The sequence below is a fragment of the Companilactobacillus nuruki genome, from assembly GCF_002872255.1.
GTDB lineage: Bacteria > Bacillota > Bacilli > Lactobacillales > Lactobacillaceae > Companilactobacillus > Companilactobacillus nuruki.
The window spans coordinates 1-12,318 of the sequence record NZ_NIPR01000010.1 but is presented as its reverse complement, the minus strand read 5'-3'; the positions used below and the strand labels follow the sequence as shown (position 1 = coordinate 12,318).

The window sequence follows — 12,318 nt, the reverse complement described above, 5'->3', positions numbered from 1 at the left end:
ATAATTTATTTAAGAAATTAAATTTGTTGTTGACACTAAGGAACATGTTAATTATGATGAATCTAATTAATTTAATAATTCTTTAATTTATTAGATTTACTTTAACAAAGGAGATACAAAAAATGGCAAAAGCTGATGCAAAGAAAATTGATTGGAACAATTTAGGTTTCAATTATATGGATTTACCTTATCGATTTACTGCTTATTGGAAAGACGGCGAATGGCAAAATGCTGGTTTAACTGAAGACAGTACACTACATATCAGTGAGGCTTCACCAGTCTTACATTACGGACAGGCTGCTTTTGAAGGTATGAAAGCATATCGAACACCTGAAGGCAAAATTCAATTATTCCGTCCCGACCGTAACGCAAAACGTATGAAAGATTCTTGTGAACGTCTCTTGATGCCTGTCTTTCCTGAAGACAAATTCGTTGAAGCTGTGAAATCAGTTGTTAAGGCTAATGCTGATTTTGTTCCTCCTTATGGTAACGGAGCTACGCTTTATCTTCGTCCATTAATTATTGGTACTGGTGAACAAATTGGAGTTCACGCCGCTCCAGAATATATCTTTACTATTTTTGCAATGCCTGTTGGTAATTACTTTAAGGGTGGTTTAACACCAGTTAACTTTACTACCTCTCAATATGATCGTGCAGCCCACAAGGGAACTGGTCAAAGCAAAGTAGGTGGTAATTATGCTGCCAGCCTATATCCTGGTGCTCAAGCACATGACAATGGTTTTGCTGACTGCGTTTACTTGGACCCTATTGAACATAAAAAAATTGAAGAAGTTGGTTCTGCTAACTTCTTTGGAATTACCAAGGATGATGTTTTTGTTACTCCTAAATCACCTTCAATTCTTCCAAGTATTACTAAATATTCCCTACTCTGGTTGGCCAAAAACCGATTAGGACTTGGTGCCGAAGAAGGAGACGTCTACGTAGATCAACTAGACAAATTTAAGGAAGCTGGAGCTTGTGGAACCGCAGCTGTTATTTCACCAATTGGTGGTTTAGAACATAATGGCAACCTTCATGTCTTCTACAGTGAAACTGAAGTTGGTCCCGTAACCAAGAAACTATATGAAACCTTAACTGGTATTCAATTCGGTACCGTTGAAGCTCCAGAGGGTTGGATTCAAGTTGTTGAATAATTAACTAAAAACGCCATGACAAGGGGATGTCATGACGTTTTTATTATATTATTGAAAAATTAGTGTCTCATTGATAATGCAAACACGAATTTGTGAAATAGCAGGATCTAATTGACAGTTCCCTCACCTTTATTTTGAATATTAAAATACCCGTCCCCAGAATTATTAATGTTATCATTCCAATTCTATTGGATTTCATTCTTTCATATAATAAAGGACTTTATGCCAATTAAATCTTACGTTGGATATTGTATATTGTTTTAACAATAGAATTAATTCCCTATATGTAAAATATATTATCAAAAGTCGAAACATTTTCTTATTCAATTACTGTTATGTTTCGATATAATTTTCCCATCATTATTATCAATAATGATAAGATATTACAGAACGATTAATAGAAAGAGGGATTATTAAATGAAAATTTATTTTGCCAATGGTTTATTTGCTTTAGCAGATCGTATGTTCAATGAATTCGTGGTCGACAAAATCAGAAAGATGGATAAAAGCATTGAGGTTTATCTTCCTCAAGAAAATGGTGACATTAATGACAAAATGAACTATGCCGATTCAATCAAAATTGCTCAGGAAGATAATAAAGAATTACTTTCCTCTGATTTGGTAGTAGCAATCTTAGACGGTGACACAATGGACGACGGCGTTGCTTCAGAAATTGGCCTGGCATTTGGTAAAGATATCCCTGTTATCGGGGTATACACTGACTTACGTCAGCATGGTTTTGAAAATCCTGAGAAGCTTGAAGCCGTAAAGGGATTGGGTGAAAATCCCTTTGCCTATATTAACAATTATACCGTCGGTTTAATTAAAATGAACGGTATCATGGTTAACAACATCGATGATATGTTAGATGGTATAAGTAAATATATTAAAAAATAAATTCATTTTTTTGACATATTTGTATTTCAATTCAATTACATAGTCTTTACAGCCTCATTATAACTAATTTACAGTTGGGTAATATTCAACATTTCATGGTCCAGACGTTATATGATTATTTCCGTTGAGAAAATTAGTAAAACAATTCACGTTTTTAATTCGGGGGAATCATTTTATAATGAAGATCAAAAATTTTGTAGCATCTATTTTTACAGTAACAACACTCGCATTGATTGGGGTAAGTGTACAAACACAAACTGTTGATGCTGCAACTGTTTCAACATCAAATACCAGTGGTGTCGTTTATGTCTCAAATGCCAATGGCGCACAAGTTTATTCAACACCTGATAACGAAGGAAATGTTTCCGCTACAGGTTCAGCATTAGGTAATCAAACCTCATGGCAATTCAATCAAACTGCAACCGTTGATGGCGTTACTTACTATCAGGTAAGTACAAATCAATGGATTTCATCAAATGACTCTTCAACCAATTCAGTTGAAACACCCTTAGATACTGTCATGTATGTTAAAGGTAATGGTGGCAACGTTAATATCTATGATGCCCCTAACGGAAATTATGTAGGTTCTGTAAACGATGGTGGTGCTTATAAAGTTGCCGGAAGTAAAACTGATGTTTCAGGAAACTTATGGTATAACTTGGGAAACTGTTGGATTAAAGCTGAATTCCTTACAAATGATAACGTTAAAGAAACATTGACAATGTCAGCAACTGCTTATGACCCTGCTGTTTTAGGCTCAAGTATGGGTTACAGCGGTGTAGCAGCTAACTTGTCAAAATTCCCTAAGGGAACACACTTAAGAATTACAGCAAACGACGGTACAGTTTATGATCGTGTTGTTAATGATACTGGCCTCTTTGCTTATAGTAATCCTAATCAATTAGATATAGCTATGCCTAACTCACAAGCATTACAATTTGGTCGTCAAAACATTACTGTTCAAGTAATCGGATAATCGTAAAATATTAAATGAAAAATCGATTTAATAACTATTAAATAGTTGTTAAATCGATTTTTTTGTATAAAAAAGAGACCCTCTCTCATCGAAGGCCTCCATAGATATGCGTGGTAAGATGAAATCTACTGCAGTTTCATCAAATAGAATCTTACTACTAAAAACATATCTCTCTGTAAATATGCATCTTTTAATCAACTAAAGAATCCTAGCGAAACACGTATTGAGATTGTGAGATTTATTAAAATAATAATCTGTCGTATGTTAACTTTTGCCGCTAGTTTCTAAAATGCCGTTGAACTGTACAAACTCTTACGAGCTACTGTTCCTGGCACTTCATCTTTACCACATTTATAATATATCATTTTTCTGAAGCGGTTACAATTTTCTGATAAAAAATTCATTAAAAAGTCATAATTATAAAATTAAATAAACTTGAAAAATTTACCTATAAAAAAAGAGCCCCCTCTATTATGAGGAGACCCTTAGTTAGATATGAGTGGTAAGATGAAATTTACTGTAGTTTCATCAACGTTAAAATGAATCTAAACTTTAAATGAATCTTACTACTTTGAAAAACATATCTTTCTATATAAACATGTACTTTAATTAATGGATCCTAGCGAATCATGTATTGAGTTTGCGCGACTACTTATATAATTAGGTCGATCTTATGTTAACTTTTGTCGCCAGTTCCAAGAATGTCCTTTAACTGTATAAACTCTAACTTTCCTTTGCTTTGTACTAATCTTACCATCAGAAACGATAAAACTTTCTGAATCAAAATGTTTTTAGGGCTACAGTTTATGACATTTCATCTTTACCACATCTATAATATAGCATCTTTAGAAAGCGTTTACAATAATTAACTCTCCTAAAAAATCCAATAAAAAAGAACCCTTCTTCCGAAGGGTCCCTAGTTAGATATAAGTGGCAAGATGAAATTACTGCAGTTTCATCAATGTTTAAATGAATCTAATAAAATGAATCTTACTACCTGAAACATATCTTACTATGTACTTTTGTATAATTCGTTCAACTAAAGGATCCTAATGAATTATGTATTGATATTCGTGCGACTATCTTAATTAGGTCGATCTTATGTTAACTTTTATCACTAGTCCCTCAAATGCCGTTGAGCTGTAATACTTCAATCTTATTTTGTTTATTTCTAATCCTACCATCTCCTAGAAACGATAAAATCTTCTTAATCAAAATCCTTTCTTAGTTTTACAGTTCTAGCACTTCATCCTTACCACGTCTTTAATATATCACAATCGGTAAGCGCTTACAACATTTTATTTTAACTTTTTATATAAACGTTCATTCTCCTTAATGGCACTCAAATAAAATTTGGTATCAACCTCACTTGGATCTACCATTGTGCCATTTTTGTACTCTACTTGATAAATTTTTTCATAATCGGGTATACTCAATTTTTGACGACTTTTCATTTCATCCAGGATTAAATTTTTATCAATCATTTTCTCAAAGCCTGGTTGAATCTCAGCACTATACAATTCTCCGACAGCACCCGAACCATAGCTAAATAATAATACTTTTTCATTCTCCTGAGCAGCATTTATTAAATAAGACAATAATCCTAAATAAAGTGAACCCGTATATAGGTTACCGATTTCACGACTAAATTTGATGCTCTCTTGATAATGCTTTGTTAATTTTTTATATTTGTCAGCAGAAACACTCTTCTCTACTGTTCTTAAGGCCTTAGTTCCCATCTTCGTATAAGGAATATGAAATAACATCGTCGAAAAATCGTCAGCTGTAACATCATATTTAGTTTGATATTTATTCCAAAGAGTTTCAAAGAATTCTACATAAACCTCATTAGAATATTTTCCACGAGCAAACGCTGTTTTAGAAAAAGTTGGACGCCAGAAGTCGCCAACATTACGTGTCATATAAACTGATTTATGATCTAATTTCAAAATTCTTGGATTTTGACTAATAATCATTGCCACTGACCCAGCTCCCTGTGTTACCTCTCCAGGAGTTTTAATCCCATAGCGAGCAATATCTGAGGCGATAACTAAAGCCTTTTTATCCGGATTCAAGCTAACAAAATCATAAGCCGCCTGTAGACCAGCAGTCGCACCAAAACAAGCTTGTTTGATTTCATACGAACGAATATCCTCTGGCAATTCCAAAAGGTCCATTAAGAAAGCGGCAGTTGATTTAGATTCATCCACACTACTTTCAGTTCCAACAATCAAAAGTCCTAAATCTTTTTTATCCTCCGCAGTTAGAATACTATCAGCTGAACTAGCTGCCATTGTGACTGCATCTTGGTAAGGTTCTGGCACTGCTTGTTTATCCTGACCTATACCTATGGTGAATTTATTAGGATCAACATCTCTGGCTTGAGCTAATTCCACAATATCAATATATTCTTTTGGTACATAAAAGCCTATTTTATCAATACCTATACTCATTATTTTTTTCTCAACTCCAACAAAATATTTTTTGCATCTTCAAGCGTATAATTCTTAGTTTGATTCAAGATTTGTGAGACTTGTTGGATCTCTGAACCAACTGCACCCGCAGAAACGGCTAAAGATTTGCTTTGTAGTCCCATGTGCCCTGCTTGAATACCAGTTGTTACTAAGGCTCTTAGTGCTGACAAATTATTGGCTAATCCAACTGCACCAACAATTGACTGCAATTGCTTACTATTTTTTATTTTCATAATTTCTAGGCTAAGTTGCGCCAATGGTAAGGCTTTGATGGCTCCACCAACGCTCCCCAATTCAATTGGCATCTTTAAAGTTCCAATTAACTTATTATTTTTTAAATGCCATTCACTGAATGGTTGATAATGCCCCGATTCATAGGCAAAGCTATGTGCTGCCGCTTCCTGGGCCCGAAAATCATTTCCAGTTGCCAGAAGAACTGCATCAATTCCATTCATGATACCTTTATTATGGGTAATAGCCCTTTTAACGGATTCTTTAGCAAAATCCGATAGTTTGACTATCCTATTCGCTACTTCATCGCCTGACATCGTTTTTGTAGCTAATTGGGCAAAATCTATGTCTGTTTCAACTGTAATAACCTGCCCCTGACCACTATTAGATAAAATGCTACACAAAATATCCCCAGAAACTAAATCAGATATTTTATGGGCTGTTTTTTCCAGAATAGAATTAACTAAATTAGCTCCCATGGCATCAACAGTATTAATTCCCAGTTCAATTTCAAAAAAGCTGTCATAGCGATTAAATTTCAAAGATACTACACCGCCACCACGCTTAATCAAACTTGGATGAGATTTTTGAGCAAATTCAAATATTTCAGAATCTTGTTTTTCTAATTGTGCAACAATTTCATCGGATATATCTTCTAAAACTATCTGTCCATATACAATCCTATCAGTTGGAAAAGTTCTAAATCCGCCACTATTCTTTATTCTTTTTGCGGCATTTGAAGCGGCAGCAATCACTGACGGCTCTTCAATTACCATTGGAACCAAATACTCATTTCCATCAACTAAAAAATCTGTTGCGAATCCATAAGGTAAACTGAAACTGCCAATTTGGTTCTCACTAAGACTATCAGCAACATCGGTCGAAATGGTTTGCCGACATCGTAACAATTCAGCTTGAGATTCTGTTATATAACCATTCTTTATCAGGTATTTAATTCTTTGCTCATCAGTCAATTCATAGATTTTCATACTAATTTCACACCCATAGCCATACCCATGCCACCACCAATACAAAGTGAGGCCAATCCGGTTCTTTTATTTTCCTGCTGTAATGAATTGATTAATGTAGCAATCATTCGCGCACCAGTTGCTCCCAGTGGATGTCCTAATGCAATCGCTCCACCGTAGATGTTTAATTGATTGGCTGGAATCTCCAAATCACGACTAACTGCAACCGCTTGTGAAGCAAAAGCTTCATTTATTTCAAACAAATCAAAATCATCTTTTTGAACTTGATAGCGTTTGAAATACTTTTCTATCGCATAATAAGGGGCATACCCCATATAATTAGGATCTATTCCAATTTCAGTATATCCAGTAATCTCAGCTACATAATTAAGACCCAATTCTTTAGCACGACTAGCACGCATTAGAATAAGTGCAGCCGCTCCGTCATTGATTGGCGAAGAATTACCGGCTGTTACGGTTCCCTTTTTATCAAAAACCGTTCGTAAATTACCCATTTGTTCTAAAGTTGTTGTTGGTCTGATCGACTGATCAGTTGTTATTTGTTCTCCATTAACCTCAATTGGTAAAATTTCTTGAGCCAATTTTTCTTTTGCTTGATGTGCCTTTTGATGTGAATTATAGGCAAACTCATCTTGCTGTTCTCTTGTTATATGGTATTTTTTGGCCACATTCTCTGCTGTAATACCCATTGGCATATGATTAAACGCATCATTTAGACCATCATTAAACAGAGTATCTGACAATTTAGGACTGACTTCCATTTTCCCAGTTCTAGGGGCATAGAAAGGCGCATTAGACATACTTTCAGCACCACCGGCTATAACAATTTCAGCATTTCCCATTGTTATAGCGGAAATGCCTTCATAGATAGCTTTCATACCCGATCCACAAACTTGATTGATTGTCATAGCAGTAGCATCCACTCGACCACCAACATCTAATTCAATTTGACGAGCAGTATTTTGGCCCATTCCAGTTTGATATACATTGCCAAAAATAAACTGATCTATTAATTTGGGGTCAATCTTGTTATTGTTCAATATTTCTGAAACAAGCTTTGTTCCTAATTGAACAGCAGTTAAGTTAGCAAATTGACCTCTAAATTTACCAATAGCTGTTCTCTTTGCATCAATAATTACAATCGGATCCATAATCCTTTTCCCTTCAAACTTGGTAGAATATCCTTAAGCCTTAATGATAATTTAATTAAACAATAAAAACAAATAAAACGGTGGAGAATTCTTATGCGTACTATTGATTTAATCTTATTGTTAAATGATTTCAAAAAAAATAATCGTGTCTTTATTGAAGTCGACAATAACAGGTTAGCTGTCGTTGACCTAGAAGTTAATGATGATGAAATCATTTTGAAAACCTCAACTTCAATGCGTGGTTTAAAAAATTGGGAATTTTTACTTCTTTTGAATAAAAAAGAATATTATGAAATGCCCATTTTTTTTAATAACAAAAACAGCCACCAGCAACTCTTTGGTTTCAGAGTTACTGATGACTGCCTATTACTCGGTTAATTATTTTGAAGATTTTTTGTTATTAGCAGTTTTATCATCAGCTTGTAATTCCTTAGCAAGACCCAAAATATAATCTTTCAATTCATCTTTGACCTCGGGATGAGTTAAACCGTATTCAATATTAGTCTTAACATAACCAAACTTATTACCGACATCATATCTCTTACCTTTAAACTCATGTGCAAAGACACGTTGGGTTTTATTCATACGATCAATGGCATCAGTTAATTGAATTTCATTACCAGCACCCGGTTTTTGAGTTTCTAATAAATCAAAAATTTCTGGTGTTAACAAGTAACGACCAATAATAGCTAAATTACTTGGAGCTTCTTCAGTTTTAGGTTTTTCAACAAATTTCTTAACATTATAAAGTCCTGGTTCATTTTCACCTTCTGGATCAATGACACCATATTTAGAAACATCTTTTTCTGGAACCTTCATAACGGCAATTGTTGAAGCATGTGTTTTTTCATAATCGTTAATCAATTGTTTTGTCAATGGAACCTTATCTTCCATCAAATCATCGCCTAGCATAACAATAAATGGCTCGCCGGCAATAAATGACTTAGCTTGTGCAACAGCATCTCCTAGCCCATTTGGATGAGCTTGGCGACTGTAATACAAGTTAACACCCAAATTAGTTGTATCTTGAACAACCTTTAGTAGTTCTGTCTTATGTTTTGATTCAAGGTTTTGTTCCAATTCAGGTGCAGCATCAAAGTGATCCTCAATTGAACGTTTGTTTTTACCAGTGATAATCAAAATATCCTCAATACCTGAAGCTTTGGCCTCTTCAACGATAAATTGAATAGTTGGTTTATCAACGATTGGTAACATTTCCTTTGCTAGTGCCTTAGTTGCTGGCAAAAATCTTGTTCCTAATCCTGCTGCTGGTATAATTGCTTTTCTGACTTTCATTAATTATTCTCCTTTTCATGCGACTGCAAATAACTAGTTAATCTACCAGTACTTATCCTTAAATATGGACCACCAATCGATTCAGCAAAAGCCACATTAATTGCATTTCCAAATAAAAAGATCGTCACTGACATATTCATCCACAATAAGAACACAATAATAGCGCCGATTGCACCATAATTATCCCAAGCTGAGCCAAAGTATTTCAAATAATATGAAAATAGCTGTGACAAACCCAAAAGGCCAATACTGGTAATAATCGTTCCCGTTATTATGTAATAAAATTTCAGATGAACGTTAGGTAAAAAATAAAATAAAGCAAAAACGATCAAAAACATTATAACAATTGCGAACGGCCATTTCCATCTTGTAAATTCATCTAAAATCCGTGAATTCACTCGTAGCAATGGAATGAGCCAATTTAAAAAAAGTTGGCCAAATGTAAACGTTATAATTGCTGCCATACCAATCATCAATAACATCACCGTTGTTACAAAAGCTAAACCACGACGAATGATATAGTTCAAAAAAGTTTTTTCAACAAACAGGCTATTAACATCCAGTCCATAAGCCTCATTCAAGGTCATTTGTGTAATATTTAACCCACGAGAAATCGCCCAAAGTGCCACAATAATACCTACTGACAAAATACCTTTATTAGAGTTTGATAGCACTTTGACAATAGTTGGCAATAAATAATGATGTAAATCATCAGGTAAGATAAATTCAATATAGCTGATAACAGTTGGTTTATCCAAACGTAATAATGGGATCAAGTTACCAACAACAATTACTGCTGGAAACAATGCCAAAAGAATATAATATGTAATTGCTTTGGAAGCCATTGGAACATTTGAATCCGTCATGGCTTGAGTAACAGATTTTACAAAACCGGTTAACTTTTCTTTTCTAGAAATCGGTTGTTTAAATAGTGGCACCTGCTGTTTATTTTTTTCCATTATTCACACCAATTATTATAGTAAATACTTTGCATCATAATCGGGGTCCTGCGATGTCAAAATCTTAGGGCCGTCTTTAGTGATAGCAATTGTATGTTCATATTGTGCAGAATCTGTTCCATCAGCGGATACAAAATATTCCCAACCATCAGCTTTAACGAATTTATCTTTAATTTCCCATGTACCTAAGTTAACCATTGGTTCAATTGTAATCGTCATACCTTCACGTAATCTTAAACCTTGACCAGCTTCACCATAATGAGGAACATTTGGTGCTTCATGCATTGTTGGCTGAATACCATGACCAATCAAATCACGGACATCTCCCATATGATTCTCATCTTCAACATAATGCTGAATTGCATAACCAATATCACCTAAACGGTTACCAACAACCGCTTGATCAATGCCCAAATATAATGCTTTTTTAGTAACATCCATTAATTTTTGATCTTCATCAGAAATATCCCCTACGGCATAAGTCCAACATGAGTCACTTTCATAACCATCCAAGTTGACGGTCATATCTACTTTCAAGACATCTCCACTCTTTAGAATTAAATTTTTACGTGGAATACCATGAGCGACCTCATCGTTGACACAAACGCAAGTGGCATATTTATAACCTTCAAACCCCTTTTCAGATGGACGTCCTCCATGAGATACGATATAGTCATTGGCAAAATTTTCAATTTCCATTGAAGAGATGCCTGGTTTGATGATATCGCGTAAACCAATATGAGTATTAGCTAATAATTCTCCGGACTTACGCATTCCTTCTATTTCTCTTGCAGATTTTAATGTAATCACTTTTTTACATGTCCCTTCAAAAATATTAATACTATTATAACATTCTAGTAGTTTTGGAATTAGATAGCCGACCATATTAATTTTTGCTATAATATCTCAAGATATATATAAATGAGGCGACATATTAATATGACAAAAGTAAAAATCGTATATGCCAGTATTACTGGTAATGATGAGGATATCGCATACGTTTTAACAGAAAAATTTGAAGACCTTGGCTGTGATGTCGAAATGAGTGAAGTATCTCAAACTGATGCAGCAGATTTTGAAAGCTCCGATATCTGTGTAATTGCCAGTTATACTTATGACCAAGGAATCGTACCTGATGAAGCTCTAGACTTTTACGATGATATGAAGGACCTTGATTTGACTGGAAAAGTATATGGTGTTTGTGGCTCTGGCGATACATTTTATGAGGATTTCTGTCGTGCAGTTGAAGAATTCGATAAGGTATTTGACGCCGTTGGTGCCACTAAAGGTGCCGACCTAGTAAAAATCGAATTAGATCCTGAAGAAGAAGATATTAAACATCTTGATAATATGGCCGAGCAAATATATAAAAAGGCTCAAGAAATGGACCTTTAAAGATGAACTTTTTAAAAAAATATCGTAATTTTTTAGTTTATTGTTTCTTTGGATTTTTGGCATCATTAATAAATATTGGTATATTTGATTTATCACATAATTATTTTCATATCACGTTGTGGATAGCTAATACTATTGCTTGGTTCATCTCGAATTTCTTTTCTTTCTTTGTTACCAAGTTATACGTTTTTAAATCCGAAATGGAAAACTTGAAAAAGCTCTTCCGTGAAGGTTTAGTATTCTTAATATCACGAATATTCTCATTGGTATTTGATGATTTTTTCATGATCGTGGCTGTTCTTGTGTTTCCTTGGAATAATTTAATTATTAAAGCAATTGATCAAGTTATTGTGGGATTGTTCAATTACTTCTCATCAAAACTAATTTTCAATTATAATAATCGTCATTTGATCGAACGGTTAAAGAATTTAAAAGAAAACAGAAATCGTAATGAATATTAGGATTCTTACTTAAAATTACGGCAAGTGTAAATGATTCTATTCTACGTTTTTAAACATATATAAAAATAGTCTGTATTGATATCAACAATGTTCTTTCCGAACAAATTTGAAATTCAGGCTGTACGATAAATAGAGTTGATAGGCATTTTGCCATCAACTCTATTTTTGTATACCATTTATTAATAAAACTATTTTAGAACATCAAAAAGACACCATCCATACCTTTAGATGTTCTACCCTCTACAGCTTCACAATGAAAGGAATTTGAATGATGTCCCTAAGTAATAAGTCTATACGAAACGCTCTTGAAATGAAAGATGAGAATATTATCTTTA

Annotated in this window: 12 protein-coding genes; 6 read left to right on the top strand and 6 right to left on the bottom strand. The window is 34.1% G+C overall.

Annotated elements, in window-relative coordinates; translation table 11 throughout:
* Positions 1-122: 122 nt before the first annotated feature.
* From CBP76_RS04725 to CBP76_RS04715, 3 genes are all read left to right on the top strand, one after another.
* The gene (locus CBP76_RS04725; protein WP_102195794.1) at positions 123-1,154 is read left to right on the top strand and encodes a branched-chain amino acid aminotransferase; all 1,032 of its coding nucleotides are present in this window, start codon (positions 123-125) and stop codon (positions 1,152-1,154) included.
* A gap of 417 nt (positions 1,155-1,571) precedes the next feature.
* Positions 1,572-2,051 carry a nucleoside 2-deoxyribosyltransferase gene (locus tag CBP76_RS04720; protein WP_102195793.1) on the top strand — a complete coding sequence of 160 codons (480 nt, stop codon included), beginning with the start codon at positions 1,572-1,574 and terminating at the stop codon, positions 2,049-2,051.
* Positions 2,052-2,229: 178 nt separating this feature from the next.
* Positions 2,230-3,027: an RlpA-like double-psi beta-barrel domain-containing protein gene (locus tag CBP76_RS04715; RefSeq protein ID WP_102195792.1), complete on the top strand. Its 798-nt coding sequence runs from the start codon at positions 2,230-2,232 to the stop codon at positions 3,025-3,027.
* 1,298 nt (positions 3,028-4,325) lie between these two features.
* Here the strand turns inward: CBP76_RS04715 and CBP76_RS04710 are convergent.
* Genes CBP76_RS04710 through CBP76_RS04700 form a run of 3 tightly spaced genes read right to left on the bottom strand, consistent with a single transcriptional unit; the run spans position 4,326 to position 7,872 of the window.
* The gene (locus tag CBP76_RS04710) at positions 4,326-5,480 is read right to left on the bottom strand and encodes a hydroxymethylglutaryl-CoA synthase (RefSeq protein WP_102195791.1); all 1,155 of its coding nucleotides are present in this window, start codon (positions 5,478-5,480) and stop codon (positions 4,326-4,328) included.
* A complete protein-coding gene (locus CBP76_RS04705) occupies positions 5,480-6,721 on the bottom strand; it encodes a hydroxymethylglutaryl-CoA reductase, degradative (RefSeq protein WP_102195790.1) in 1,242 nt (413 codons plus the stop codon). Before CBP76_RS04705 ends, CBP76_RS04710 begins: the two co-directional genes overlap by 1 nt.
* On the bottom strand, positions 6,718-7,872 hold the full coding sequence (locus CBP76_RS04700; RefSeq protein ID WP_102195789.1) for a thiolase family protein: 1,155 nt from the start codon (positions 7,870-7,872) through the stop codon (positions 6,718-6,720). Before CBP76_RS04700 ends, CBP76_RS04705 begins: the two co-directional genes overlap by 4 nt.
* Before the next feature lie 93 nt (positions 7,873-7,965).
* Here CBP76_RS04700 and CBP76_RS04695 point away from each other — a divergent pair, with 93 nt between their 5' ends.
* Entirely contained in the window at positions 7,966-8,250 is a 285-nt protein-coding gene (locus CBP76_RS04695; RefSeq protein WP_102195788.1) for a hypothetical protein, read from the top strand.
* On the opposite strand, the gene galU is transcribed toward CBP76_RS04695, so the two are convergent.
* The 3 genes from galU to map are packed head-to-tail and all read right to left on the bottom strand — an operon-like array spanning position 8,251 to position 10,937.
* Positions 8,251-9,168 (bottom strand): UTP--glucose-1-phosphate uridylyltransferase GalU, encoded by a 918-nt coding sequence (gene galU, locus CBP76_RS04690; protein ID WP_102195787.1) that lies wholly within the window; start codon positions 9,166-9,168, stop codon positions 8,251-8,253. It lies immediately after the preceding gene.
* Complete coding sequence (locus CBP76_RS04685) at positions 9,168-10,127, bottom strand: YihY/virulence factor BrkB family protein (RefSeq protein ID WP_245865599.1); 960 nt, start codon at positions 10,125-10,127, stop codon at positions 9,168-9,170. The genes galU and CBP76_RS04685 overlap by 1 nt, the downstream gene beginning before the upstream one ends.
* Positions 10,128-10,142: 15 nt before the next feature.
* Positions 10,143-10,937, bottom strand: coding sequence for a type I methionyl aminopeptidase (gene map, locus CBP76_RS04680; protein WP_102195785.1), 795 nt, complete (start codon positions 10,935-10,937; stop codon positions 10,143-10,145).
* A gap of 129 nt (positions 10,938-11,066) precedes the next feature.
* Between map and CBP76_RS04675 the strand changes: the two genes are divergently transcribed.
* Positions 11,067-11,522, top strand: coding sequence for a flavodoxin (locus tag CBP76_RS04675; protein WP_102195784.1), 456 nt, complete (start codon positions 11,067-11,069; stop codon positions 11,520-11,522).
* Between the two features lie 2 nt (positions 11,523-11,524).
* Positions 11,525-11,983: a GtrA family protein gene (locus CBP76_RS04670; RefSeq protein WP_102195783.1), complete on the top strand. Its 459-nt coding sequence runs from the start codon at positions 11,525-11,527 to the stop codon at positions 11,981-11,983.
* The last annotated feature ends 335 nt before the right edge of the window (positions 11,984-12,318 follow it).

Excerpts from the sequence above, each read along its gene's own strand:
- CBP76_RS04725 (WP_102195794.1), top strand. The coding sequence starts at position 123 with ATGGCAAAAGCTGATGCAAAGAAAATTGATTGGAACAATTTAGGTTTC.
- CBP76_RS04720 (WP_102195793.1), top strand. The coding sequence starts at position 1,572 with ATGAAAATTTATTTTGCCAATGGTTTATTTGCTTTAGCAGATCGTATG.
- CBP76_RS04715 (WP_102195792.1), top strand. The coding sequence starts at position 2,230 with ATGAAGATCAAAAATTTTGTAGCATCTATTTTTACAGTAACAACACTC.
- CBP76_RS04710 (WP_102195791.1), bottom strand. The coding sequence starts at position 5,480 with ATGAGTATAGGTATTGATAAAATAGGCTTTTATGTACCAAAAGAATAT.
- CBP76_RS04705 (WP_102195790.1), bottom strand. The coding sequence starts at position 6,721 with ATGAAAATCTATGAATTGACTGATGAGCAAAGAATTAAATACCTGATA.
- CBP76_RS04700 (WP_102195789.1), bottom strand. The coding sequence starts at position 7,872 with ATGGATCCGATTGTAATTATTGATGCAAAGAGAACAGCTATTGGTAAA.
- CBP76_RS04695 (WP_102195788.1), top strand. The coding sequence starts at position 7,966 with ATGCGTACTATTGATTTAATCTTATTGTTAAATGATTTCAAAAAAAAT.
- galU (WP_102195787.1), bottom strand. The coding sequence starts at position 9,168 with ATGAAAGTCAGAAAAGCAATTATACCAGCAGCAGGATTAGGAACAAGA.
- CBP76_RS04685 (WP_245865599.1), bottom strand. The coding sequence starts at position 10,127 with ATGGAAAAAAATAAACAGCAGGTGCCACTATTTAAACAACCGATTTCT.
- CBP76_RS04675 (WP_102195784.1), top strand. The coding sequence starts at position 11,067 with ATGACAAAAGTAAAAATCGTATATGCCAGTATTACTGGTAATGATGAG.
- CBP76_RS04670 (WP_102195783.1), top strand. The coding sequence starts at position 11,525 with ATGAACTTTTTAAAAAAATATCGTAATTTTTTAGTTTATTGTTTCTTT.